The sequence below is a fragment of the Burkholderia pseudomultivorans genome (assembly GCF_902499075.1).
Classification (GTDB): domain Bacteria; phylum Pseudomonadota; class Gammaproteobacteria; order Burkholderiales; family Burkholderiaceae; genus Burkholderia; species Burkholderia pseudomultivorans.
Genome location: NZ_CABVPP010000064.1, coordinates 1 through 23,631 on the forward strand (window position 1 = coordinate 1; position 23,631 = coordinate 23,631).

The 23,631-nt window shown below is 66.0% G+C and carries 22 protein-coding genes and 1 tRNA gene; 19 read left to right on the forward strand and 4 right to left on the reverse strand.

Going from position 1 to position 23,631, the window contains the following annotated elements; all coding sequences use genetic code 11:
- Positions 1–30: 30 nt before the first annotated feature.
- The gene (gene wrbA, locus BST28156_RS29155; protein WP_174904054.1) at positions 31–642 is read right to left on the reverse strand and encodes an NAD(P)H:quinone oxidoreductase; all 612 of its coding nucleotides are present in this window, start codon (positions 640–642) and stop codon (positions 31–33) included.
- A gap of 144 nt (positions 643–786) precedes the next feature.
- Between wrbA and BST28156_RS29160 the strand changes: the two genes are divergently transcribed.
- Positions 787–2,115 carry a YihY family inner membrane protein gene (locus BST28156_RS29160; RefSeq protein WP_060242159.1) on the forward strand — a complete coding sequence of 443 codons (1,329 nt, stop codon included), beginning with the start codon at positions 787–789 and terminating at the stop codon, positions 2,113–2,115.
- Between the two features lie 18 nt (positions 2,116–2,133).
- On the opposite strand, the gene BST28156_RS29165 is transcribed toward BST28156_RS29160, so the two are convergent.
- Positions 2,134–2,451, reverse strand: coding sequence for an Mpo1-like protein (locus BST28156_RS29165; RefSeq protein ID WP_060242162.1), 318 nt, complete (start codon positions 2,449–2,451; stop codon positions 2,134–2,136).
- A 158-nt stretch (positions 2,452–2,609) separates the two neighbouring features.
- Between BST28156_RS29165 and BST28156_RS29170 the strand changes: the two genes are divergently transcribed.
- From BST28156_RS29170 to aroC, 3 genes are all read left to right on the forward strand, one after another.
- Positions 2,610–3,065, forward strand: coding sequence for a CBS domain-containing protein (locus BST28156_RS29170; protein ID WP_009694382.1), 456 nt, complete (start codon positions 2,610–2,612; stop codon positions 3,063–3,065).
- Positions 3,066–3,207: 142 nt separating this feature from the next.
- Positions 3,208–5,142: an MFS transporter gene (locus tag BST28156_RS29175; protein WP_174904055.1), complete on the forward strand. Its 1,935-nt coding sequence runs from the start codon at positions 3,208–3,210 to the stop codon at positions 5,140–5,142.
- A gap of 289 nt (positions 5,143–5,431) precedes the next feature.
- Positions 5,432–6,532, forward strand: coding sequence for a chorismate synthase (gene aroC, locus BST28156_RS29180; RefSeq protein WP_009687584.1), 1,101 nt, complete (start codon positions 5,432–5,434; stop codon positions 6,530–6,532).
- Between the two features lie 124 nt (positions 6,533–6,656).
- Here the strand turns inward: aroC and BST28156_RS29185 are convergent, their stop codons facing one another.
- On the reverse strand, positions 6,657–8,330 hold the full coding sequence (locus BST28156_RS29185; RefSeq protein ID WP_174904056.1) for an electron transfer flavoprotein-ubiquinone oxidoreductase: 1,674 nt from the start codon (positions 8,328–8,330) through the stop codon (positions 6,657–6,659).
- A gap of 179 nt (positions 8,331–8,509) precedes the next feature.
- Here BST28156_RS29185 and BST28156_RS29190 point away from each other — a divergent pair, with 179 nt between their 5' ends.
- Both BST28156_RS29190 and BST28156_RS29195 read left to right on the forward strand, forming a co-directional pair.
- Positions 8,510–9,286, forward strand: coding sequence for an SDR family oxidoreductase (locus BST28156_RS29190; protein ID WP_009687935.1), 777 nt, complete (start codon positions 8,510–8,512; stop codon positions 9,284–9,286).
- Positions 9,287–9,318: 32 nt separating this feature from the next.
- Positions 9,319–9,750, forward strand: coding sequence for an acyl-CoA thioesterase (locus BST28156_RS29195; RefSeq protein ID WP_060243580.1), 432 nt, complete (start codon positions 9,319–9,321; stop codon positions 9,748–9,750).
- An 83-nt stretch (positions 9,751–9,833) separates the two neighbouring features.
- Here the strand turns inward: BST28156_RS29195 and BST28156_RS29200 are convergent, their stop codons facing one another.
- A complete protein-coding gene (locus tag BST28156_RS29200) occupies positions 9,834–10,379 on the reverse strand; it encodes a PAS and helix-turn-helix domain-containing protein (protein ID WP_060243582.1) in 546 nt (181 codons plus the stop codon).
- A 224-nt stretch (positions 10,380–10,603) separates the two neighbouring features.
- On the opposite strand from BST28156_RS29200, the gene BST28156_RS29205 reads away from it, so the two are divergent.
- The 13 genes from BST28156_RS29205 to BST28156_RS29265 all read left to right on the forward strand — a co-directional run bounded on the left by BST28156_RS29205 (position 10,604) and on the right by BST28156_RS29265 (position 23,601).
- Entirely contained in the window at positions 10,604–11,308 is a 705-nt protein-coding gene (locus BST28156_RS29205) for a CoA transferase subunit A (protein ID WP_060243584.1), read from the forward strand.
- Between the two features lies 1 nt (position 11,309).
- A complete protein-coding gene (locus BST28156_RS29210; RefSeq protein WP_060243587.1) occupies positions 11,310–11,951 on the forward strand; it encodes a CoA transferase subunit B in 642 nt (213 codons plus the stop codon).
- Between the two features lie 190 nt (positions 11,952–12,141).
- A complete protein-coding gene (locus BST28156_RS29215; RefSeq protein WP_174904057.1) occupies positions 12,142–13,038 on the forward strand; it encodes an alpha/beta fold hydrolase in 897 nt (298 codons plus the stop codon).
- 85 nt (positions 13,039–13,123) lie between these two features.
- The gene (locus tag BST28156_RS29220) at positions 13,124–13,477 is read left to right on the forward strand and encodes a RidA family protein (RefSeq protein ID WP_060243592.1); all 354 of its coding nucleotides are present in this window, start codon (positions 13,124–13,126) and stop codon (positions 13,475–13,477) included.
- A 39-nt stretch (positions 13,478–13,516) separates the two neighbouring features.
- A complete protein-coding gene (locus tag BST28156_RS29225; RefSeq protein ID WP_174904058.1) occupies positions 13,517–15,751 on the forward strand; it encodes a RelA/SpoT family protein in 2,235 nt (744 codons plus the stop codon).
- 96 nt (positions 15,752–15,847) lie between these two features.
- Positions 15,848–15,924: transfer RNA gene (locus tag BST28156_RS29230), tRNA-Val, on the forward strand.
- A 272-nt stretch (positions 15,925–16,196) separates the two neighbouring features.
- A complete protein-coding gene (gene thrS, locus BST28156_RS29235) occupies positions 16,197–18,104 on the forward strand; it encodes a threonine--tRNA ligase (protein WP_174904059.1) in 1,908 nt (635 codons plus the stop codon).
- 49 nt (positions 18,105–18,153) lie between these two features.
- Positions 18,154–18,678, forward strand: coding sequence for a translation initiation factor IF-3 (gene infC / locus BST28156_RS29240; protein WP_080292885.1), 525 nt, complete (start codon positions 18,154–18,156; stop codon positions 18,676–18,678).
- A gap of 190 nt (positions 18,679–18,868) precedes the next feature.
- A complete protein-coding gene (rpmI, locus tag BST28156_RS29245) occupies positions 18,869–19,066 on the forward strand; it encodes a 50S ribosomal protein L35 (protein WP_004191477.1) in 198 nt (65 codons plus the stop codon).
- Positions 19,067–19,096: 30 nt separating this feature from the next.
- The gene (rplT, locus tag BST28156_RS29250; RefSeq protein ID WP_004192938.1) at positions 19,097–19,456 is read left to right on the forward strand and encodes a 50S ribosomal protein L20; all 360 of its coding nucleotides are present in this window, start codon (positions 19,097–19,099) and stop codon (positions 19,454–19,456) included.
- A gap of 148 nt (positions 19,457–19,604) precedes the next feature.
- Complete coding sequence (pheS, locus tag BST28156_RS29255) at positions 19,605–20,618, forward strand: phenylalanine--tRNA ligase subunit alpha (protein WP_006753318.1); 1,014 nt, start codon at positions 19,605–19,607, stop codon at positions 20,616–20,618.
- Between the two features lie 94 nt (positions 20,619–20,712).
- Complete coding sequence (gene pheT / locus BST28156_RS29260; protein WP_174904060.1) at positions 20,713–23,142, forward strand: phenylalanine--tRNA ligase subunit beta; 2,430 nt, start codon at positions 20,713–20,715, stop codon at positions 23,140–23,142.
- A gap of 72 nt (positions 23,143–23,214) precedes the next feature.
- Positions 23,215–23,601, forward strand: coding sequence for an integration host factor subunit alpha (locus BST28156_RS29265; RefSeq protein ID WP_040127238.1), 387 nt, complete (start codon positions 23,215–23,217; stop codon positions 23,599–23,601).
- The last annotated feature ends 30 nt before the right edge of the window (positions 23,602–23,631 follow it).

Genomic DNA, 23,631 nt, shown 5'->3' on the forward strand with positions numbered 1-23,631 from the left:
GGGCCGCGACAGCGGGGCGGGCGGGCGCGTTCATGCGACCCCGGCGGTGGCGAGCGCGGCGGCCGTGCGCGCGAGCCGCACGCCGAGCGCGGCCGCGAGCGCCTTCTCGTCGGCCGACAGCCCGGCGGGCGCGGTGCGGTCGTGCTGCGCGACATGCGACGCGCCGTACGGCGTGCCGCCCGTGCGCGTCGTGCTGAGCGCGGACTCGGTGTACGGGATGCCGACGATCATCATTCCGTGATGCAGCAGCGGCAGCATCATCGTCAGCAGCGTCGATTCCTGGCCGCCGTGCAGGCTGCCCGTCGACGTGAACACGCTGGCCGGCTTGCCGTTCAGCGCACCCGACAGCCATTGCGGCGTCGTGCCGTCGAGGAAATACTTGAGCGGCGCGGCCATGTTGCCGAAGCGGGTCGGCGAGCCGAGCGCGAGGCCAGCGCATTCCTCGAGGTCGCGCAATTCGGCGTACGGCGGGCCGTCGGCGGGAATGTCGGGCGCGCTGGCTTCGCAGACGGTCGACACCGGCGGCACCGTACGGATGCGCGCCTGCATGCCCGGCACGCTGTCGATGCCGTTGGCGATCGACAGCGCGAGGTCGCGCGTCGCGCCATGACGGCTGTAATAGAGGACGAGGATGTCTTTCATGGGCTACGGAGCCGCATGCGGCCGCGCGCGTGCCCGGTGCAGTCGGCCCCTGCTGGATCGAGCGGCTATTATAGGGGCTGAAGCCGTCGCGCAGCGCGGCGGCGGCGCGCCGCGAGGCGCGCGGCATCGACAAGGAGAAGCCGTTTGCCGAAGTTGAGCGTCGATCTCGACACCCTGAAGCGCCTCGCGCAGTTCGCGGCCCGGCGCAGCGCCGAGGATCGCATCCCGCAGGTGGCGGGCAGCCTCACGTTCACGACGATGCTGGCGCTGGTGCCGCTCGTCACGGTCGCGTTCGCGCTGTTTACCGCGTTCCCGATGTTCGCGTCGTTCCAGGTCTCGCTGCAGGGATTCCTCGCGGATCACCTGATGCCCGCGCAGTTCAACATCCAGATCTTCAAGTACCTGAACCAGTTCGCGGCGAAGGCCAAGGGGCTGACCACGGCCGGCCTGATCGTGCTGGTCGTCACGTCGGTGATGACGATGATGACGATCGAGTCCGCGTTCAACCTGATCTGGCGCGTGCGCAAGCCGCGCCCGTTCGCGCAGCGCGTGCTCGCGTACTGGGCGCTGATCACGCTCGGCCCGCTGCTGTTCGGCGTGAGCCTGTCGCTGTCGTCCTACCTGTTTACGCAGTCGCTGGCGTTCACCGGCGCGGCGCCGTCGACGTCGATCGTCGAGTGGCTGCTCACGCTGGCGTCGCTGCCGCTGACGGTGCTCGCGTTCACGCTGCTGTACGTGTATCTGCCGAACTGCACGGTCGCGTGGCGCGACGCGGTGATCGGCGGGCTGTTCGCGGCCGTCGCGTTCGAGCTCGCGAAGCGCGGCTTCGGCTACTACGTGCGGCGCATCCCGACCTATACGGCCGTCTACGGCGCGTTCGCCGCGCTGCCGGTGTTCCTGCTGTGGATGTACCTGAGCTGGTTCATCGCGCTGCTCGGCGCGATGGTGACGTCGGCGCTGCCGGCGATCCGCATCGGCCAGTTCCACCGCGTCCATTATCCGGGCAGCGACCTGCTCGATGCGCTCGACATGCTCGCGCGGCTCGCGGAAGCGCGCGCGGCCGGCAAGCCCGGCTATTCGGCGCTGCGGCTCGCGACGATGCTGCGCTGCGACATGGAAACTGCGCAGCGGCTGCTGACGTTGATGGAGGAGCGGGAATGGGTCGCGCGGCTGGATGGCGGCGAAGGCGCCGCACGCTACATCCTGCTCGCGAACCCGGAGCGGCTGACCCTCGCGCAGCTGTTCGACGTGCTGGTGATCGACCGCACCGAGCTGACCTACCAGCTGCAGCGGCGCCGCAGCCATGTCGACGGCGCGGCGCTGCTCGCGGTGCTGTCGAACGACCGCTTCGACGTGTCGCTCGCGTCGCTGATCGCCGCGCATCGGCTGGCCGGCGCACATCCCGCGGCGGTGCCGGGACCGGCGCCGGACGGTGCGCCCGACCCGCACGCGCGCCCGCCGCGCACCGCCTAAGCCCGCCGCCGGCGAACGTTACAGCGGAATCTTGCCGGTGCAGATGTCCTTGAACATCACCCAGTCGCCCATCAGGCTGTAGACCGGGTGCCGAAACGTGGCGGGGCGGTTCTTCTCGAAGAAGAAGTGTCCGACCCACGCGAACGCGTAGCCGCACACGATCGCCGCCGGCAGCCACAGCCAGTGGCCGGTCGCGATCGCCATCGCGACGCAGCCGATCACGCCGAGCGAGCCGATGAAGTGCAGCCGCCGCGACGTCAGGTTCTGGTGTTCGTTCAGGTAGTAAGGATAGAAATCGGCGAAGCTGGCGAATTGCTCCGAATGCGTATGCGCCATGGCCGTCTCCTCGGGGCCGCTGTCGATGCGGTCATTGTGCGGCGGGCGGCCGGCGTCCGCAAGCCGGGCCGGGACGCCGCACCGGCGCGCGCTTTCCTTTTGACAGGCTTTCCGATAGGATCGAAAGCGGTTTTGCATTCAAGCATGAGGGGACTACGATGCGCGTCAGCGATATTCTCAAAGTGAAGGGCAACACGCTGTTTACGGTGACGCCCGATAAGCCGCTGCGCGAAGCGGTCGATACGATGGCCGAACACGATATCGGTTCGCTCGTCGTGATGGAGTACGGCGATCTGGTCGGGATGCTGACGTTCCGCGAAGTGATCCTGCGCCTGCACGAGAACGGCGGCGCGATCGGCGACGTGCAGGTGCGCAAGGTGATGGACGAGCCGCTCACCTGCACGCCGGAAACCGACGTCAACGAAGTGCGCCGGATGATGCTCGAGCGCCATGCGCGCTACATGCCGGTGCTCGACAAGAAGGTGCTGATGGGCGTGATCTCGTTCTACGACGTCGCGAAGACGGTCGTCGAGGCGCAGAGCTTCGAGAACCGGATGCTGAAGGCCTACATCCGCGACTGGCCGGAACCGGAAGCCCAGGCGCACAAGCCGTGAACCGCGCCGCGCCCGGCGTCATGACGCGCGGGCGCGGCGAGCCGGCACGCGGCGGCACAGGCACGGCCTGCGCCGCCGTTTTTCCAACAACACTACGACAAGGCCCGCGCAGCTTCGCCAAGACGACGCGCGCGTATTCCGCATGAGCGATCAAACGCAAGTCTCGTCGGGGCGACGCAGCGAACGGCGCGCCCACGCGTCCCAGTTCGACCTGTTGCGCGAGCGCCGTTTCGCGCCGTTCTTCACGACCCAGTTCCTCGGCGCGCTGAACGACAACGTCTTCAAGATCGGCTTCACGTCGCTGGTCACCTATCACACCGCGCGGTTCTCGGGCGTCGATGCGAAAACCGCCGCGTTCCTGATTTCCGCGATCTTCATCCTGCCGTTCGTGCTGTTCTCGGCCACCTCCGGACAGATCGCCGACAAGTACGACAAGGCGACGCTCACGCGCTTCGTGAAGACCTTCGAGATCGTGCTGATGCTGGTCGGCGCGGCCGGTTTCGTCACGCACAGCGCGGTGCTGCTGTATCTGTGCACGTTCATGATGGGGATGCACTCGACGCTGTTCGGGCCGGTCAAGTATTCGTATCTGCCGCAGCATCTCGCCGAGCAGGAGCTGGTCGGCGGCAACGGCCTCGTCGAGATGGGCACCTTCATCGCGATCCTGATCGGCACGATCATCGGCGGCGCGGCCGCGGGGATCGAGGGCAGCGGCGAGCGCGTGCTGGCCGTCAGCGTCGTCGTGATCGCGCTCGCGGGGCGGCTCGTCGCGCAGCGTGTGCCGGCCACGCCCGCGCCGCAGCCCGATCTCGTGATCAACTGGAATCCGTTCAGCGAGACCTGGCGCAATCTCGCGCTCGCGCGGCAGAACCGCACCGTGTTCCTGAGCCTGCTCGGCATCTCGTGGCTGTGGTTCGTCGGCGCGACCTTCCTCACGTCGTTCTTCAATTTCGCGAAGGACGTGCTGTCAGCGAGCCCCGACGTCGTCACGGTGCTGCTCGCGACGTTCTCGGTCGGCATCGGCCTCGGCTCGCTGCTGTGCGAGCGGCTGTCGCAGCGGCGCGTCGAGATCGGCCTCGTGCCGCTCGGCTCGATCGGCATCAGCGTGTTCGCGATCGAGCTGTATTTCGCGAGCCGCGCGCTGCCGTCGCCGGGGCACCTGCTGTCGGTCGGCGAATTCCTGGCCGGTGCGCGCCACTGGCGCATCCTCGTCGACCTGTTCCTGCTCGCGATGTTCGGCGGCTTCTACAGCGTGCCGCTCTATGCGCTGATCCAGAGCCGCAGCGCGCCGACCCACCGCGCGCGGATCATCGCCGCGAACAATATCCTGAACGCGCTGTTCATGATCCTGTCGGCGCTGATGGCGATGGGGCTGACCAAGGCCGGTGTCGGCATCCCGGGGCTGTTCCTCGTCACCGCGCTGCTCAACGTCGTCGTCGCGGCCTATATCTACCTGCTGGTGCCCGAGTTCCTGCTGCGCTTCGTCGCGTGGGTGCTCGTGCATACGTTCTACCGGATCCGGCTCGTGCACGCGGAGCGGATTCCGGAAGAGGGCGCGGCCGTGCTCGTGTGCAATCACGTCAGCTACGTCGATGCACTGGTGCTGGCCGCCGCAAGCCCGCGCCCGATCCGCTTCGTGATGGATCACCGGATCTTCAAGACGCGCTTCGCGAGCTGGGTGTTCCGGCATGCGAAGGCGATCCCGATCGCGCCGCGCCACGAGGATCCGGCGATGCTCGCGCGCGCGTACGACGCGTGCGAGGCCGCGCTGAAGGACGGCGAACTCGTGTGCATCTTCCCCGAGGGCAAGCTGACCAAGACCGGCGACATCAACACGTTCCACCACGGGATCACCGAGATCCTGCGCCGCACGCCGGTGCCCGTGATTCCGATGGCGCTGCGCGGGCTGTGGGGCAGCGTGTTCTCGCGGCATGCGCAGGCGAAGCTGCCGCGGCCCGTCACGCGCGGCGTGATGAGCCGGCTGACGCTCGCGGTCGGCGAGCCGATCCCGTCGACGCACGCGACGCCCGAGGCGTTGCAGGCCGCGGTCAGCGAGCTGCGCGGCGCGCGGAAGTAGCGGCTCGGTATCGGAAGCCGGGCGGTTTCGGCCGGACGGCAGCGTTACGGGCAGCCTGTTTCGGGGCTGGCGGAACGGCTGCCCGTTTGCCGGTGTCGGTACGGTCGATCGTGCCGCGACATCCCGGCCTGCGCCGACCGGCCGGTCGGCGTCGCATCGCGCGGCCCGCATCGCCGGAGCGGCTGGCATAATATCGGTTTACCTCTTTTTCGATCGGCGAACCGGCGGGCTGCCCGTTGCACGACAGGCGGCGTCCCGGTTTGCCCATTTCTCTTTGGGCGGTTCCATCATGTCCGGCAATACCCTCGGCACGCTTTTCACTGTCACGACCTTCGGCGAATCGCACGGTCCCGCGATCGGCTGCGTGATCGACGGCTGCCCGCCGGGGATGGCGCTGAGCGAGGCCGACATCCAGGTCGAGCTCGACCGCCGCAAGCCGGGCACGTCGCGGCACGTCACGCAGCGGCAGGAGGCCGACGAGGTCGAGATCCTGTCGGGCGTGTTCGAAGGCGTGACGACCGGCACGCCGATCGCGCTGCTGATCCGCAATACCGACCAGCGCAGCAAGGACTACGGCAACATCGTCGAGACGTTCCGGCCCGGCCATGCCGACTACACGTACTGGCAGAAGTACGGCGTGCGCGACTACCGCGGCGGCGGCCGCTCGTCCGCGCGCCTGACCGCGCCGATCGTCGGCGCGGGCGCGGTCGCGAAGAAGTGGCTGCGCGAGCGTTTCGGCGTCGAGGTGCGCGGCTACATGAGCGCGCTCGGCGAAATCGAGGTGCCGTTCGTCGACTGGTCGCACGTGCGCGAAAACCCGTTCTTCGCGCCGAACGCGGCGATCGTTCCCGAGCTCGAGGCCTACATGGACGCGCTGCGCAAGGACGGCGATTCGATCGGCGCGCGCATCGACGTCGTCGCGTCGGGCGTGCCGGTCGGCTGGGGCGAGCCGGTGTTCGACCGGCTCGACGCGGACATCGCGAAGGCGATGATGAGCATCAACGCGGTGAAGGGCGTCGAGATCGGCGCAGGGTTCGACAGTGTCGCGCAGCGCGGCTCGGTGCACGGCGACGAACTGACGCCGGCCGGTTTCGTCGGCAACCACGCGGGCGGCGTGCTCGGCGGGATTTCGACGGGGCAGGACATCACGGTGTCGATCGCGATCAAGCCGACGTCGAGCATCCGCACGCCGCGCCGCTCGATCACGAAGGACGGCGAGCAGGCGACGGTCGAAACCTTCGGGCGTCACGATCCGTGCGTGGGCATCCGCGCGACGCCGATCGCCGAGTCGATGCTTGCGCTGGTGCTGATCGACCATGCGCTGCGCCATCGCGCGCAGTGCGGCGACGTCGAAACGCAGACGCCGAAGATCGCCGGCAGCGCGACGTAACGGCGCAGTCCGGGCGCCGCCGGCGCGCGGACGGGGCAGGCCGATACAAAAGGACGGGGCGCCATAGCGCCCCGTTTGCGTTGAACGATGTAGAAAACGCCGCGCGAAGCGGCGTGCTGCGGCCTTACATATTCGGATAATTCGGGCCGCCGCCGCCTTCCGGCGTGACCCACACGATGTTCTGCGTCGGGTCCTTGATGTCGCAGGTCTTGCAGTGCACGCAGTTCTGCGCGTTGATCACTAGGCGGTCGCTGCCGTCGTCGTTCTTCACGAACTCGTACACGGCCGCCGGGCAGAACCGGCTTTCGGGGCCTGCGTAGGTGCGCAGGTTCACGTTCACCGGCACGCTCGCATCCTTCAGCGTCAGGTGCGCCGGCTGGTTCTCCTCGTGGTTCGTGTTCGAGATGAACACCGACGAGAGGCGATCGAACGTCAGCTTGCCGTCCGGCTTCGGATACACGATCGGCTCGCACTGCGACGCCGGCTTCAGCATCTCGTGGTCCGCATGCTTGTGGTGCAGCGTCCACGGCACGTTGCCGCCCATCACCTTCTGCTCGATGCCGACCATCAGCGTGCCGAGGTACAGCCCCTTGGCCATCCACTGCTTGAAGTTGCGCGCGCGGTACAGCTCCGTGTACAGCCACGACTGCTTGAATGCGTCCGGATAGGCGTTCAGTTCGTCCGACTGCCGGCCGGCCTGCACCGCGTCGAACGCGGCGTCCGCCGCCAGCATGCCGGTCTTGATCGCCGCGTGGCTGCCCTTGATCCGCGACGCGTTCAGGAAGCCCGCGTCGTCGCCGATCAGCGCGCCGCCCGGGAACACCGTCTTCGGCAGCGACAGCAGCCCGCCCGCGGTGATCGCGCGCGCGCCGTACGACACGCGCTTGCCGCCTTCGAGGAATGCGCGGATCGACGGATGGGTCTTGTAGCGCTGGAATTCCTCGAACGGCGATAGGTACGGGTTCGTGTAGCCGAGGCCCACCACGAAGCCGACCACGACCTGGTTGTTGTCCATGTGATACAGGAACGAGCCGCCGTAGGTATCGGACTTCAGCGGCCAGCCGGCCGTGTGGATCACGAGGCCCGGCTTGTGCTTCGCGGGATCGATTTCCCACAGCTCCTTGATGCCGATCCCGTACGCCTGCGGATCGGCGTTCGCGTCGAGCTTGAACTTCGAGATCAGCTGGCGGCCGAGATGGCCGCGGCAGCCTTCGGCGAACAGCGTGTACTTCGCGTGCAGTTCCATGCCGAGCTGGAAGTTCTCGGTCGGCTCGCCGTCCTTGCCCACGCCCATGTTGCCGGTGGCGACGCCCTTCACCGAGCCGTCGTCGTTGTAGAGGATTTCCGCGGCCGGGAAGCCCGGGAAGATCTCGACGCCGAGCGCCTCGGCCTGCTGGCCCAGCCAGCGCGTGACGTTGCCGAGCGAAATCACGTAGTTGCCGTGGTTCTTGAAGTTGTCCGGCAACGCCCAGTTCGGCGTGGCGACCGCGCTTTTCTCGGACAGGAACAGGAAGCGGTCTTCCGTCACCTCGACGTCCAAAGGCGCGCCGCGTTCCTTCCAGTCGGGAAACAGCTCGGTGATCGCGCGCGGGTCCATCACCGCACCCGACAGGATGTGCGCGCCGATCTCGGAGCCCTTCTCGAGCACGCATACGCCGATCTCGGCGCCTTTCTCGGCGGCCAGCTGCTTGAGCCGGATCGCGGCCGACAGCCCGGCCGGGCCGCCGCCGACGATCACGACGTCGTATTCCATCGATTCGCGCGGGCCGTATTGCTCGATGAGGCTTGCGGGGGTCATTGGCGTTCCTCTAACCGTTAGAATGCTTTTATTCGGGAGCGTATTGTCTGCGAAACGAAACGCATGCCGCAACAACATGCGGCTAGATTAGCACGACCGTTCTATTTTTTGTGCTAGGGTTATGCCGCGCCGGCCGTGCTGTCCGGACGGCGAAACGACATCGAAAGGGGATGTGCAAAATGGGTCGATCGATCAATCTGGAAGGCAAGGTCGCGCTGGTCACGGGCGCGTCGAGCGGCCTCGGGCAACGCTTTGCGCAGGTGTTGTCGCAGGCGGGTGCGAAGGTCGTGCTGGCGAGCCGCCGCGTCGAGCGCCTGAAGGAGCTGCGCGCGGAGATCGAGGCGGCGGGCGGCGCCGCGCACGTCGTGTCGCTCGACGTCACCGACGAGCAGAGCATCAAGGCGGCCGTCGCGCACGCGGAGACCGAAGCCGGTACGATCGACATCCTCGTGAACAATTCGGGCGTGTCGACGATGCAGAAGCTGGTCGACGTGACGCCGGCCGATTTCGAGTTCGTGTTCGACACCAACACGCGCGGCGCGTTTTTCGTCGCGCAGGAAGTCGCGAAGCGGATGATCATGCGCGCGAACGGCAACGGCAAGCCGCCGTACCGGATCATCAACATCGCGTCGGTGGCCGGCCTGCGCGCGTTTCCGCAGATCGGGCTGTACGCGATGAGCAAGGCCGCGGTCGTGCAGATGACGCGCGCGATGGCGCTCGAATGGGGCCGCCACGGGATCAACGTCAACGCGATCTGTCCGGGCTATATCGATACCGAAATCAATCATTACCTGTGGGAAACCGAGCAGGGCCAGAAGCTGCAGTCGATGCTGCCGCGCCGGCGCGTCGGCAAGCCGCAGGATCTCGACGGGCTGTTGTTGCTGCTCGCGGCCGACGAGTCGCAGTTCATCAACGGCTCGATTATCTCCGCCGACGACGGCTTCGGCCTCGCCTGAGTGGATGACATCCAGCAACAAAGAAGACTGCAATGAGCGATTACCTCCCCGTATTTGAAATGTCGATGCCGATTCGCTGGGGCGACATGGATGCGTTCGGCCACGTGAACAACACGGTCTATTTCCGTTACATGGAGCAGGCCCGGATCTCGTGGTTCGAGCAGCTCGGGATTGCCGGCGGCAACGGCGAAGGGCAGGGGCCGGTCATCGTGACGGCGTCGATGGAGTTCCTGAAGCAGTTGCACTATCCGGGCGACGTGATCGCGCGGATGTCGGTCGCGAAACCGGGGCGCAGCAGCTTCGACACGGGTTTCGAGCTCACGCGCGCGGACGATCCGCAGCACCTGTATGCGCGCGGCAACGCGCGCTGCGTCTGGGTCGACTATGCGCTCGGCAAGTCGGTGCCGCTGCCGCAGGTGCTACGCGACACGATCGAGCGCGCGCTCGAGTCGAAGGTCGGCTGACAGCGGTGCGCCGGCGCCCGGTCGCCGGCGGTTTTGCAAGCCCGACGGGCTTCGGATCGGCCGCATGCGCGGCCGATTGCCATTCACTGTCCGAGCAGACGCTGCAGCAGCTCCGGCGTATTGCTCGTCCCGTACTTGCGCATCAGCCGCGCGCGGTAGATGTCGACCGTGCGCGAGCTGATGTCGAGCACGCGTCCGATCTGCTTGCTGGTCTTGCCGGTCGCGAGCTGCGCGGCGATCTCGCGTTCGCGCGGCGTCAGTTCGACGGCGACGCGGCGCGTCGCGCTCAGATCCTCGAAGGTCCAGACGCCGGCCGCGAGCGGCGCGGTGCGGTCGAGCGCGCGGCCCGTCACATGGCACCAGAACAGCTCGCCGTCGGCGCGTTTCATGATTCTGTCATCCGCGTAGATGCCGTTCGCGATCATCACGCGCGAGATTCGCTCGCCGATCCGCTGAAACTCGTCCGGCGACGGATACAGCACTTCATAGGATTTCCCGATCAGGTCGGTGCGCGCGCAGCGGAAAATCGCCGCGACCGCATCGTTGCAGTCCTCGATCACGCGGTCGCGCGACATGACGAGCCCGAGCGGCGCGAGGTGGAAGGCGGTCTGGTAATCGAGAGCGGGCATGGGCGCGGGAAACCGTGGCAAACGCTTATGTATTTTTGCGTATTGTGCCGCATCCGCGCCGCATCGTACCCTTTCAGGCATCTCGCGGCTTGTGCCGCGACATAAAAACGGCGCGCGTCGACGCAGGCACGGTCGAGCATGCATAGAATGATGCGGCGGGCTTGCGGGCCACGTCGGCGCGTAAAACCGGTTTCGCTGGTTTCCATAGAGGAAGGGACATACTGATGAACAAAGTCTATCCAAGCGCGGCGGCCGCGCTGGAAGGGATCGTCCATGACGGACAGACCTTCGCGGTGGGCGGCTTCGGCCTGTGCGGGATTCCGGAAGCGCTGATCGCCGCGTTGCGCGATTCGGCGGTCAAGGGCATCACCTGCATCAGCAACAACGCGGGCGTCGACGGTTTCGGCCTCGGCCTGCTGCTGGAAACGCGCCAGATCAAGAAGATGATCTCGTCGTACGTCGGCGAGAACAAGGAGTTCGAGCGCCAGTACCTGGCCGGCGAACTCGAGCTCGAATTCACGCCGCAGGGCACGCTCGCCGAGAAGCTGCGCGCGGGCGGCGCGGGCATCCCGGCGTTCTTCACGAACACCGGCTACGGCACCGTGATCGCGGAAGGCAAGGAAACGCGCCAGTTCGGCGATCGCCACTACGTGCTCGAGCCGTCGCTGACGGCCGACGTCGCGCTCGTGAAGGCGTGGAAGGCCGACAAGTCGGGCAACCTGATCTATCGCCGCACGGCGCGCAACTTCAACCCGATGTGCGCGATGGCGGGCAAGATCACCGTCGCCGAAGTCGAGGAGATCGTCGAGAACGGCGAACTCGACCCGGACCAGGTTCACACGCCGGGGATCTTCGTGCAGCGGATCGTGCTGAACGCGACGCCCGAGAAACGCATCGAACAACGCGTCGTACGCGCGAAAGGAGACTGACATGGCCTGGAATCGTGACCAGATGGCCGCGCGCGCGGCGAAGGAACTGCAGGACGGCTTCTACGTGAACCTCGGCATCGGCTTGCCGACGCTCGTCGCGAACCACGTGCCGGCAGGCGTCGAGGTGTGGCTGCAGTCGGAGAACGGCCTGCTCGGCATCGGCCCGTCGCCGACCGAGGACGAGGTCGACGCGGACCTGATCAACGCGGGCAAGCAGACCGTCACGACGCTGCCGGGCTCGTCGATCTTCTCGTCGGCCGATTCGTTCGCGATGATCCGCGGCGGCCACATCAACCTGGCGATCCTCGGCGCGATGCAGGTCAGCAAGAACGGCGACCTCGCGAACTGGATGATCCCCGGCAAGATGATCAAGGGGATGGGCGGCGCGATGGATCTCGTCGCGGGCGTGAAGCGCGTCGTCGTGCTGATGGAGCACGTCGCGAAGGGCGACCAGCACAAGATCCTCGACGAATGCAACCTGCCGCTGACGGGTGTCGGCGTGGTCGACCTGATCATCACCGATCTCGGCGTGATCGAAGTGACGCCGAACGGCCTGAAGGTCCTCGAACTTGCCGACGGCGTCGGCGTCGACGAGATCCAGGCGAAGACGGGCGCGCCGCTCGACGTGAGCGCAGTCGCGTAAGTTCGCCGGCCGCGCGTGCTGCGCGGCTCCTCCAGCGCCCCGCATGCCGGTGACGGCACGCGGGGCGTTTGTCGCTGGAGGCGGCCGCGCCGGGCCGACCCGCGCGCCGGAAGCGGTTTACAATCGTTTGCATCGGGCCCCGCGCACGCGTTGTCCCGCCGCGCCGCCCTCGTTCGACAGGATGCCACCGATGCCAACGACTCCAGCGACTCCTCCGGTCCCCCGCCAGCGACGCGTGCAGTGCGCCAGCGCCGCCGGCCTTCATCACGTCGCCTATACCGAATGGGGCGATCCCGCGAATCCGCGCGTGCTGGTCTGCGTGCACGGGCTGACCCGGTCGGGGCGCGACTTCGACCGCCTGGCGGCGGCGCTGTCCGATGCGTACCGCGTCGTCTGCCCCGACATCGTCGGGCGCGGCCAGTCGGACTGGCTCGCCGATCCGCGGCATTACGCGATTCCGCAATACGTGGCCGACATGGTGACGCTGATCGCGCGCGCCGACGTCGACTCGGTCGACTGGTTCGGCACGTCGATGGGCGGGCTGATCGGCATGGCGCTCGCGGGGCTGCCCGGTTCGCCGATTCGCAGGATGATCGTCAACGACGTCGGCCCGCGCATCGAGCCCGACTCGCTGACGCGCATCGGCGAATACCTCGGCGTGCAGCCGCGCTTCGCGACCGAGCAGGAAGGCATTGACTACCTGACCTCGCTGTCGCTGCCGTTCGGCCCGCTGAGCGCGGACGAATGGCGCGAGATCAACGCGCCGCTGCTGCGCGCGCTGCCCGAAGGCGGCTGGACGATCCGCTACGATCCGCGCATCGCCGAGCCGTTCAAGGCGACCACGCCCGAACTCGCCGCGCTGGGCGAGGCCGCGCTGTGGCGCGCGATCGAGACGACCGACGCGTCGGTGCTCGTCGTGCGCGGCGCCGAATCGGATCTGCTGTCGCGCGACACCGCGGCCGACATGGTGCGGCGGGGCAAGCGCATGACGCAGGTGGAAATTCCCGGCGTGGGCCATGCGCCCGCCTTCGTCAGCGCCGAGCAGATCGCGCTGGCGCGCCGGTTTTTCGTCGAAGGCGGCGCATAAACGCGTCATAATATGCGGTTCGGCGATGCGCGGGCCGCGCTGTCGCCGAGTCATTCACCCATCATTCATACGACCGGAACATTCCATGGCAGTCATTCGTCACCACGTCGGGGCCCGTCTTTCCGAAACCGCGATCCACAATGGGACCGTGTATCTGGCCGGCCAGATCGCCGAGGACACCACGCAGGACATCAAGGGCCAGACGCGCGAGGTGCTCGGCCACATCGACCGTCTGCTCGCCGAGGCGAACAGCGACAAGGCGCATCTGCTGTCGGTGCAGATCTACATTTCCGATCTGGCGAATTTCGACGGGATGAACGAAGAATGGGACGCGTGGGTCGCGCAAGGCAACACGCCGCCGCGCGCCACCGTCGAGGCGAAGCTCGCGGATCCGGCGCTGCTCGTCGAGATCGTCGTCGTCGCCGCGCAGCGGAGCTGAGCGGCGCGTTGCGATGACCGTATTCCTGCAGGCCGCGCGATGACCGAGTCCGTTTCCGCTTCTTCCGTCGCGGCGCCGTCGTTCGACGACGTGCTCGCGTTCGTGCGCGAGCGGGCCGGCGACGTGCGCCTGTCGTCGGGCGAACGGCTGGCCGATCATGCGGCCGGCACGGCGGCGATCATGCGCACGCTGAACGTCGATCCGTCCGCGATACAGGCGGCCGCGCTGTTCGCGCTGACGCCGCACCTGAGCGACCCGGAACGAGAGCTTGCCGAGCGCTTCGGCGACGAAGTCGCGCGGCTCGTCTCCGACGTGCGCAAGCTGTTGCGGCTCGGCACCGTCAGCCTGCGCGCCGCGCAGCACGCGGCGCCGGATGCGGGGCGCGACGCCGCGGCAGAGCGGCGCACGCAGATCGAGGCGCTGCGCAAGATGCTGCTCGCGTTCGCGCAGGACATCCGCGTGGTGCTGATCCGGCTCGCGTCGCGGCTGCAGTCGCTGCGCTATTACGCGGCCGCGAAGCTCGATCCGCCGCCCGATGTCGCGCGCGAGACGCTCGAGATCTACGCGCCGCTCGCGAACCGCCTCGGCATCTGGCAACTGAAGTGGGAGCTCGAGGATCTCGCGTTCCGCTTCGAGGATCCGGTCACCTACAAGCGGATCGCGAAGCTGCTCGACGAGAAGCGCGTCGAGCGCGAAGCGTATGTCGCGCAGGCGATCGAGCGGCTGCAGCAGGAGCTCGCGCAGGCGCATATCCCGGCCGACGTCAGCGGCCGGCCGAAGCATATCTACAGCATCTGGCGCAAGATGCGCGGCAAGGAGCTCGATTTCTCCGAGCTGTACGACGTGCGCGCGTTCCGCGTGATCGTGCCGGACATCAAGGATTGCTACGCGGTGCTCGGCATCGTGCATCACCTGTGGCAGCCGGTGCCGAAGGAATTCGACGACTACATCTCGCGGCCCAAGCCGAACGGCTACAAGTCGCTGCATACGGTCGTGATCGGCGACGACGGTCGTGCGTTCGAGGTGCAGATCCGCACGCAGGACATGCATCGCTTCGCCGAATATGGCGTTGCCGCGCACTGGCGCTACAAGGAAGCGGGCACGCGCGGCTACGGCGGCCAGTTCTCGGCGAGCGACAAGTACGACGAGAAGATCGCGTGGCTGCGCCAGCTGCTCGCGTGGAAGGACGACGTCGAGGACGGCGCCGAACAGTCAGGCGACAAGGCGTGGGCGCAGCTGCGCGAGACCTCGCTCGACGACGACCACATCTACGTGCTGACGCCGCAGGCGCGCGTGATCGCGCTGCCGCAGGGCGCGACGCCGGTCGATTTCGCGTACCACCTGCACAGCGAGCTCGGCCATCGCTGCCGCGGCGCGCGCGTCGACGGCGCGATGGTGCCGCTCAACACGTCGCTGGCGAACGGCCAGACGGTCGAGATCGTCGCGGTGAAGGAGGGCGGGCCGTCACGCGACTGGCTGAACCCGCAGCTCGGCTACCTGAAGAGCCCGCGTGCGCGGCAGAAGGTGCGCGCGTGGTTCAACGCGATCGAGCAGGAAGAGAACATCGCGCATGGCCGCGCCCTCGTCGAAAAGACGCTGCAGCGCGAAGGCAAGACCTCGGTCAGTCTCGACAATCTCGCGGCGAAGCTCGGCTTCAAGTCGCCCGACGAGCTGTTTTCGGTCGTCGGCAAGGAGGAGTTCAGCCTGCGCAACGTCGAGCAGGCGCTGTCCGACGCGCCGCCGCCCGAGCCGGCCCCCGAGGCGCCGGCCGATTTCGAGAAGCGCAGCAGCGGCGCGAGCGTCGCGCACGGCGCATCGACCGGCGTGCTGGTGGTCGGTGTCGATGCGCTGCTGACGCAGCTCGCGCGCTGCTGCCGGCCGGCGCCGCCCGATCCGATCAGCGGTTTCGTCACGCGCGGCAAGGGGATGTCGATCCATCGCAGCGACTGCCCGACCTTTATCCGGATGGCCGAGCGCGCGCCGGAGCGCGTGCTGCAGACCACCTGGTCGGCCGACGTGCTCGGCGGGCGCGGCGCGTCCGTCTATCCGGTCGACCTGATGATCGAGGCGAGCGACCGTCAGGGGCTGCTGCGCGACATCTCGGAAGTGTTCGCGCGGGAAAAGATGAACGTGGTCGGCGTGAAGACGCAGAGCCGCCGCAACGCGGCGTTCATGCAGTTCACGGTCGAGGTGTCGAATTCTTCGCAGGTGCAGCGCGCGTGCACGCTGCTCGGCGAAGTGCAGGGCGTCGTGCGGGCGGGGCGCAAGACCTGATCGCCCGGCGAGAGGGTCGGATCGTCACGGTTTTGCTGCGACCGCATAAAAGTGCTTGCCAGCGGGTCGGCAACCCCATATAATCTTAGCTTCTCTAGGCTCGTAGCTCAGTTGGTTAGAGCACCACCTTGACATGGTGGGGGTCGTTGGTTCGAATCCAATCGAGCCTACCAACGAATCGAGAATGCCTGGTTGTCCGGGTGTTCACTGCAGTAAATAACTCAACGCAGACAAGGCGAATACGGTTATGACACCGCGAACGTTGACCGAAACCTTTTCGGAGCGACGCTAGTCGAGGAACCCTTTCGCCCTTTCAGTCTGAGTGAAGCATCGAATGCGGCCCCTCGAAAGCGGGGCCGCATTTTTTTTGTCGCGAAATTTTCGCGCGCGACGGCCGTCGCGTGCTTTTGGTCTGCCGCCCACGGTCGGCATCACGGAGATTGCTATGGTTTCGATACGCTTGCCTGACGGCTCAGTTCGACAATACGAGCATCCGGTGACAGTCGCCGAAGTGGCGGCCTCGATCGGTCCCGGTCTCGCGAAGGCTGCGCTCGGCGGCAAGCTCGACGGCGAGCTCGTGGATACGTCGACCGTGATCGACCATGATGCATCGCTCGCGATCGTCACCGACAAGGATGCCGACGGGCTCGACATCATCCGTCACTCGACCGCGCACTTGCTCGCGTATGCGGTGAAGGAGCTGTATCCGGACGCGCAGGTGACGATCGGCCCGGTGATCGACAACGGCTTCTACTACGACTTCTCGTACAACCGTCCGTTTACGCCGGAAGATCTGGAAAAGATCGAAAAGCGCATGCAGGAGCTCGCGAAGAAGGACGAGCCGGTGACGCGCCGCGTTGTGTCGCGCGACGAAGCCGCGGGCTACTTCCGCAGCATCGGCGAGAAGTACAAGGCCGAGATCATCGAGTCGATTCCGCAAAGCGACGAAATCAAGCTGTACTCGCACGGCGGCTTCACCGATCTGTGCCGCGGCCCGCACGTGCCGTCGACGGGCAAGCTGAAGGTCTTCAAGCTGATGAAGGTGGCGGGCGCGTACTGGCGCGGCGACTCGAAGAACGAGCAGCTGCAGCGCATCTACGGCACGGCCTGGACGAAGAAGGAAGACCAGGATCAGTACCTGCACATGCTCGAGGAAGCGGAAAAGCGCGACCACCGCAAGCTCGGCAAGCAGCTCGACCTGTTCCACATGCAGGAAGAGTCGCCGGGCATGGTGTTCTGGCATCCGAAGGGCTGGGCGCTGTGGCAGCAGGTCGAGCAGTACATGCGCCGCCGCGTGAACGACGCCGGCTATCTCGAGATCAAGACGCCGATGATCATGGACCGCTCGCTGTGGGAGGCGTCGGGCCACTGGCAGAACTACCGCGAGAACATGTTCACGACGGAGTCGGAAAAGCGCGACTACGCGATCAAGCCGATGAACTGTCCGGGGCACGTGCAGGTGTTCAAGCACGGCCTGCGCTCGTATCGCGATCTGCCGCTGCGTTACGCGGAATTCGGCTCGTGCCACCGCAACGAGGCGTCGGGCGCGCTGCACGGCCTGATGCGCGTGCGCGGCTTCGTGCAGGACGACGCGCACATCTTCTGCACGGAAGAGCAGTTCATCGCCGAGTCGATCGCGTTCAATACGCTCGCGATGAGCGTGTACAAGGATTTCGGCTTCGAGCATATCGACATCAAGCTGTCGCTGCGCCCCGAGCAGCGCGCCGGCACGGACGAGACCTGGGACCGCGCGGAGCAGGGCCTGCGCGACGCGCTGACGGCGTGCGGTCTGTCGTGGGAGGAGCTGCCGGGCGAGGGTGCGTTCTACGGCCCGAAGATCGAGTACCACATCAAGGATGCGCTCGGCCGTTCGTGGCAGTGCGGCACGCTGCAGCTCGACATGGTGCTGCCGGAGCGGCTCGGCGCCGAGTACGTCGCGGAAGACAACAGCCGCCGCCGGCCGGTGATGCTGCACCGTGCGATCGTCGGTTCGATGGAGCGATTCCTCGGCATTCTGATCGAGCACCATGCTGGTGCAATGCCCGCGTGGCTCGCGCCGATCCAGGTCGTCGTGATGAATATTGCCGAAAATCAGGCCGACTATGCGCAGTCTCTGGCTCAAACGTTGCAAAAACAAGGGGTTAGAGTGACGGCCGATTTGCGCAACGAGAAGATTAGCTATAAAATACGCGAGCACACGCTGGAAAAGGTGCCTTATCTCCTCGTCGTGGGCGATAAGGAGCGTGATGCGCAAACGGTAGCCGTGCGTGCCCGTGGCGGCGTCGATCTTGGCGTTATGCCGGTCGAAGCCTTCGTTGAGCGTCTGCAGGAAGACCTGCGCTCGTTCAAGTAACCACCCTGGCAGCGCGGCTCGTTTTTTTAATTTTTAGAGGAAACGTAACATCGCTACTGATAAGTCGTCGCATCGCATCAACGGTGAAATCACTGCGCCGGAAGTGCGTCTGGTCGGAATCGAGAACGAACCGCTCGGTATCGTAAAACTCGCTGATGCTTTCCGTAAATCGGAAGAACTGGATGTTGACCTGGTGGAAATCGCGCCGCAGGCGTCTCCGCCGGTTTGCCGTCTGATGGATTACGGCAAGTTCAAGTACCAGGAAGCCAAGAAGCAGCACGAAGCGAAGCTGAAGCAGAAGGTCATCCAGGTCAAGGAAGTCAAGTTCCGCCCGGGTACCGATGACGGTGATTACAACGTCAAGCTGCGCAACCTCGTGCGTTTCCTTGAGGAAGGCGACAAGACGAAGATCACGTTGCGTTTCCGCGGCCGCGAAATGGCTCACCAGGAAATCGGCATGCGGATGCTCGAGCGTCTGCGCGGCGATCTCGAGGAAGTCGGCCAGGTCGAGCAGATGCCGAAGATGGAAGGGCGCCAGATGATCATGGTGCTCTCGCCGAAGAAAAAGAAGTAACGAGCCGGCGCGCGACATGCGCGCGGGTTTCGAAGTGGTTCGGCGCGTGGCCCGGTCAGGGCGGCGCGCCAGAAACGACGGTGGCCGCGCAAGCGGTGCGCCGTACACAAGTGGACTGGGTTTCGAAGGGCGGGTCAGGGCGCAAGCCAACCGCACACCCATCGCCATCTAATAAACTGGAGTTGTCGTCATGCCGAAGATGAAGACCAAGAAGAGTGCTGCAAAGCGCTTCGTGGTGCGTCCGGGCGGTACCGTCAAGCGCGGTCAAGCCTTCAAGCGCCACATCCTGACCAAGAAAACCACGAAGAACAAGCGTCACCTGCGCGGCGCAACGGCAGTTCATGATTCCGATCTGAACTCCGTCCGCGCGATGCTCCCGTTCGCGTAACCCCTCAACTGATACTCCAAGGAGAGAAACATGCCTCGAGTCAAACGTGGGGTAACCGCACGGGCCCGTCACAAGAAGATCATCAACCTGGCCAAGGGTTATCGCGGCCGCCGCAATAACGTCTACCGCATCGCCAAGCAGGCGGTGATGCGCGCTGGTCAGTACGCGTACCGCGATCGCCGCAACAAGAAGCGTGTGTTCCGCGCACTGTGGATCACGCGTATCAACGCGGCAGTTCGCCAGCACGACATGACCTACAGCGTGTTCATCAACGGCCTGAAGAAGGCGTCGATCGAACTCGACCGTAAGGTGCTGGCCGACATGGCGGTGTTCGACAAGGCTGCTTTTGCTGCGATCGTCAAGCAGGTGAAAGCCGCCGTTGCAGCCTAATTGAGAAATTAGCACTGCGTGGTTAGTTGCAGCGATGTTCCGGTAGTCTCGGCCGCTGCAGCGAAAACGGGGCTCTTCCGAGCCCCTTTTTTGTTTGGTGGGCAGATTCGCTCGCCAAGACCGAATGACGTTGGAAATGATGGGATCTATGGATCTGGACCAGATTGTCGCCGACGCGCAGCAGTCCTTCGAACAGGCTGCCGACATCACCACGCTCGAAAACGAGAAAGCCCGATTTCTCGGCAAGTCGGGTGCGCTGACCGAGTTGCTCAAGGGCCTCGGCAAGCTCGATCCCGAAGCACGCAAGACCGAAGGCGCACGCATCAACGTCGCGAAGCAGCAGGTTGAAGCCGCGCTGACTGCACGCCGCCAGGCGCTCGCCGACGCGCTGCTGAACCAGCGCCTCGCCGCCGAGGCGATCGACGTCACGCTGCCGGGCCGCGGTGCCGGCGCGGGCAGCCTGCACCCCGTGATGCGCACGTGGGAGCGCGTCGAACAGATTTTCCGCTCGATCGGCTTCGACGTGGCCGACGGTCCCGAAATCGAGACCGACTGGTACAACTTCACGTCGCTGAACAGCCCGGAGAACCATCCGGCGCGTTCGATGCAGGACACCTTCTACGTCGAAGGCAAGGATGCCGACGGCCGCCAGCTGCTGCTGCGCACGCACACGAGTCCGATGCAGGTGCGTTATGCGCGCATGAACCGTCCGCCGATCAAGGTGATCGCGCCGGGCCGCACGTATCGCGTCGACAGCGATGCGACCCACTCGCCGATGTTCAATCAGGTCGAGGGGTTGTGGATCGACGAGAACATCAGCTTCGCCGACCTGAAGGGCGTCTACACCGACTTCCTCAAGAAATTCTTCGAGCGCGACGACATCCTCGTGCGCTTCCGTCCGTCGTACTTCCCGTTTACGGAACCGTCGGCCGAGATCGACATGATGTTCGAGCACGGCAAGAACGCCGGCAAGTGGCTCGAGATCTCCGGTTCGGGTCAGGTGCACCCGACCGTGATCCGCAACATGGGCCTCGATCCCGAGCGCTACATCGGCTTCGCGTTCGGCAGCGGCCTCGAGCGCCTGACGATGCTGCGCTACGGCGTGCAGGACCTGCGGCTGTTCTTCGAGAACGACCTGCGCTTCCTGCGCCAGTTCGCGTAACGCGCGCCGCGCCGACATGTGCCCGCGCGCCCCCCGGCGGACGATCCACGGGGCTGCCGCGCGTCGATCTAACCTGTTTCGAACGTAGACATCCATGCAATTCCCTGAATCCTGGTTGAGAACCTTTGTCGACCCGCAGCTGACGACCGACGAACTGTCGCACGCGCTGACGATGGCGGGGCTCGAAGTCGAATCGCTGAGCAAGGCTGCGCCGCCGACGTCGAAGATCGTCGTCGGCCGCGTGCTCGAAGTCGTCAAGCATCCGGATGCGGACAAGCTCAATGTCTGCCAGGTCGACGCCGGCACGGGCGCGACGCTGAACATCGTGTGCGGCGCGCCGAACGTGGCGCCCGGCATCAAGGTGCCGGTTGCACTGGTCGGCGCGGAACTGCCGCCGGCCGAAGAGGGCGGCAAGCCGTTCGCGATCAAGCTGTCGAAGCTGCGCGGCGTCGAGAGCCAGGGGATGCTGTGCTCGGCGCGCGAGCTGAAGCTGTCCGAGGACCACAGCGGGCTGCTGATCCTGCCGGAAGACACGCCGGTCGGCCAGGACATCCGCGACACGCTGAACCTCGACGACACGATCTTCGAAATCAAGCTGACGCCGAACAAGGCCGACTGCCTGTCGGTATTCGGCATCGCGCGCGAGACCGCCGCGATCACCGGCGCGCCGCTGACGCCGGTCGACATTCGTCCGGTGCGCGTCGAGCTCGACGAGACGCTGCCGGTGCGCATCGCCGCGCCCGATCTGTGCGGCCGCTTCTCGGGCCGCGTGATCCGCGGCGTGAACGCGCGCGCGAAGACGCCGCAGTGGATGGTCGAGCGTCTCGAGCGCTCGGGCCAGCGCAGCGTATCGGCGCTCGTCGACATCTCGAACTACGTGATGTTCGAACTCGGCCGCCCGTCTCACGTGTTCGATCTCGACAAGATCCACGGCGGCATCGAGGTGCGCTGGGGCAAGCGCGGCGAATCGCTGAAGCTGCTGAACGGCAACACGGTCGAGCTCGACGAAACGGTCGGCGTGATCGCCGACGACCATCAGGTCGAAAGCCTCGCGGGCATCATGGGCGGCGACAGCACGGCCGTCACGCTCGACACGACCAACATCTATCTGGAAGCCGCATTCTGGTGGCCGGACAGCATCCGCGGCCGCGCGCGCAAGTACAACTTCTCGACCGATGCCGCGCATCGTTTCGAGCGCGGCGTCGACTACGCGACGACCGTCGAGCACGTCGAACGCATCACGCAGCTGATCCTCGAGATCTGCGGCGGCAAGGCCGGCCCGGTCGACGATCAGTCGGTGAACCTGCCGCAGCGCGCGCCGGTGAAAATGCGCGTGTCGCGCGCGAACCGCATCATCGGCGTGAAGATCGACGCCGACGAGATCGCGAGCATTTTCACGCGTCTCGGCCTGCCGTTCGAGCGCGACGACGACGCCTTCCTGGTCACGCCGCCGTCGTACCGCTTCGACATCGAGATCGAGGAAGACCTGATCGAGGAAGTCGCGCGCATCTACGGCTTCGAGAAGATTCCCGCGCGTCCGCCGGTCGCGACGAGCGAGATGCGGGCGACCAACGAGACGCAGCGCTCGATCCACGACATCCGCCACGCGCTCGCCGCGCGCGACTACGCGGAAACGGTCAACTTCAGCTTCGTCGACGCGGAGTGGGAGCACGATTTCGCCGGCAACGACAATCCGATTCGTCTGCTGAATCCGATCGCGAGCCAGCTTTCGGTGATGCGCACGACGCTGTTCGGCAGCCTGATCTCGGTGCTGCGCCACAACCTGAACCGCCGCGCCGATCGCGTGCGCGTGTTCGAGACCGGCCGCGTGTTCATCGCCGATCCGTCGGCGAAGGCCGGCGAGCTGACGGTCGAAGGCTATGCGCAGCCGAAGCGCGTCGGCGCGCTCGCGTACGGTCCGGCGCTCGACGAGCAGTGGGGTGTGGCGACTCGCGCGGTCGACTTCTTCGACGTCAAGGGCGACATCGAGGCGCTGCTTGCGCCGGCGGTCGCGCGCTTCGTGAAAGCCGAGCATCCGGCCCTCCATCCGGGCCGCAGCGCGCGCATCGAGCTCGACGGCCGCGCGGTCGGCTGGATCGGCGAACTGCACCCGCGCCTGATGCAGAAGTACGAGCTGCCGCACGCGCCGGTGATGTTCGAGATCGACGCGGACGCGCTGATCGCGCGCACGCTGCCGGCCCCGACCGACGTGTCGAAATTCCCGCCGGTTCGCCGCGACATCGCCGTCGTGGTCGATCAGGCGGTCGAGGTTCAGGCGCTTTTCGACGAAATCAAGAAGGCGCTGGCCGAGGACGCCTGCCGATTCGTTCAGAAGGTTGTACTATTCGACGAATTTCGTGCAAAATCAAATACTTCCGGTGGTCTTGCCGCGCACGAGAAGAGCCTTGCCTTCCGCGTGACGCTGCAGGATGCGGCGGGCACGCTACAGGACGAGGTCGTCGATCAGGCGATTCAGACGCTGGTCGAGCGGATGGCTCGTGCTGGCGCGCGTCTGCGCGGCTAAGGAGAGGGTCCGCCCGTTCGCGGGCGGCCTTTTCCGATCGTAAGTTTTGATTTAACGCGCTGTATGGCAGATATGAACGACATGACCTCGAGTGAATTCGAAGCCCTCCTGACGGCGCAGCGCAGCGCCATGAACCGCGACGCTTCGGCGCCGGCGTCCGGCGAGACGCCTACGCTGACGAAGGCGGAACTGGCGGAGCTGCTGTTCGACAGCGTCGGGCTGAACAAGCGTGAAGCGAAGGACATGGTCGAGGCGTTTTTCGAAGTGATCCGCGACGCGCTCGAGAATGGCGAAAGCGTGAAGTTGTCGGGGTTCGGCAACTTCCAGCTGCGCGACAAGCCGCAGCGTCCGGGGCGCAACCCGAAGACGGGCGAGGCGATTCCGATCGCCGCGCGCCGGGTGGTAACCTTCCACGCCAGCCAGAAGCTGAAGGCGCTGGTCGAAAACGGCGCGGAGTAAAGCCGGCTTCCGCGCGGCCGCCGCGCTCCC

Excerpts from the sequence above, each read along its gene's own strand:
- BST28156_RS29185 (WP_174904056.1), bottom strand. The coding sequence starts at position 8,330 with ATGACCCCCGCAAGCCTCATCGAGCAATACGGCCCGCGCGAATCGATG.
- BST28156_RS29165 (WP_060242162.1), bottom strand. The coding sequence starts at position 2,451 with ATGGCGCATACGCATTCGGAGCAATTCGCCAGCTTCGCCGATTTCTAT.
- BST28156_RS29190 (WP_009687935.1), top strand. The coding sequence starts at position 8,510 with ATGGGTCGATCGATCAATCTGGAAGGCAAGGTCGCGCTGGTCACGGGC.
- wrbA (WP_174904054.1), bottom strand. The coding sequence starts at position 642 with ATGAAAGACATCCTCGTCCTCTATTACAGCCGTCATGGCGCGACGCGC.
- aroC (WP_009687584.1), top strand. The coding sequence starts at position 5,432 with ATGTCCGGCAATACCCTCGGCACGCTTTTCACTGTCACGACCTTCGGC.
- BST28156_RS29215 (WP_174904057.1), top strand. The coding sequence starts at position 12,142 with ATGCCAACGACTCCAGCGACTCCTCCGGTCCCCCGCCAGCGACGCGTG.
- rplT (WP_004192938.1), top strand. The coding sequence starts at position 19,097 with ATGCCTCGAGTCAAACGTGGGGTAACCGCACGGGCCCGTCACAAGAAG.
- BST28156_RS29175 (WP_174904055.1), top strand. The coding sequence starts at position 3,208 with ATGAGCGATCAAACGCAAGTCTCGTCGGGGCGACGCAGCGAACGGCGC.
- rpmI (WP_004191477.1), top strand. The coding sequence starts at position 18,869 with ATGCCGAAGATGAAGACCAAGAAGAGTGCTGCAAAGCGCTTCGTGGTG.
- pheS (WP_006753318.1), top strand. The coding sequence starts at position 19,605 with ATGGATCTGGACCAGATTGTCGCCGACGCGCAGCAGTCCTTCGAACAG.
- thrS (WP_174904059.1), top strand. The coding sequence starts at position 16,197 with ATGGTTTCGATACGCTTGCCTGACGGCTCAGTTCGACAATACGAGCAT.
- BST28156_RS29210 (WP_060243587.1), top strand. The coding sequence starts at position 11,310 with ATGGCCTGGAATCGTGACCAGATGGCCGCGCGCGCGGCGAAGGAACTG.
- BST28156_RS29225 (WP_174904058.1), top strand. The coding sequence starts at position 13,517 with ATGACCGAGTCCGTTTCCGCTTCTTCCGTCGCGGCGCCGTCGTTCGAC.
- pheT (WP_174904060.1), top strand. The coding sequence starts at position 20,713 with ATGCAATTCCCTGAATCCTGGTTGAGAACCTTTGTCGACCCGCAGCTG.
- BST28156_RS29265 (WP_040127238.1), top strand. The coding sequence starts at position 23,215 with ATGAACGACATGACCTCGAGTGAATTCGAAGCCCTCCTGACGGCGCAG.
- BST28156_RS29205 (WP_060243584.1), top strand. The coding sequence starts at position 10,604 with ATGAACAAAGTCTATCCAAGCGCGGCGGCCGCGCTGGAAGGGATCGTC.
- BST28156_RS29200 (WP_060243582.1), bottom strand. The coding sequence starts at position 10,379 with ATGCCCGCTCTCGATTACCAGACCGCCTTCCACCTCGCGCCGCTCGGG.
- BST28156_RS29170 (WP_009694382.1), top strand. The coding sequence starts at position 2,610 with ATGCGCGTCAGCGATATTCTCAAAGTGAAGGGCAACACGCTGTTTACG.
- BST28156_RS29220 (WP_060243592.1), top strand. The coding sequence starts at position 13,124 with ATGGCAGTCATTCGTCACCACGTCGGGGCCCGTCTTTCCGAAACCGCG.
- BST28156_RS29195 (WP_060243580.1), top strand. The coding sequence starts at position 9,319 with ATGAGCGATTACCTCCCCGTATTTGAAATGTCGATGCCGATTCGCTGG.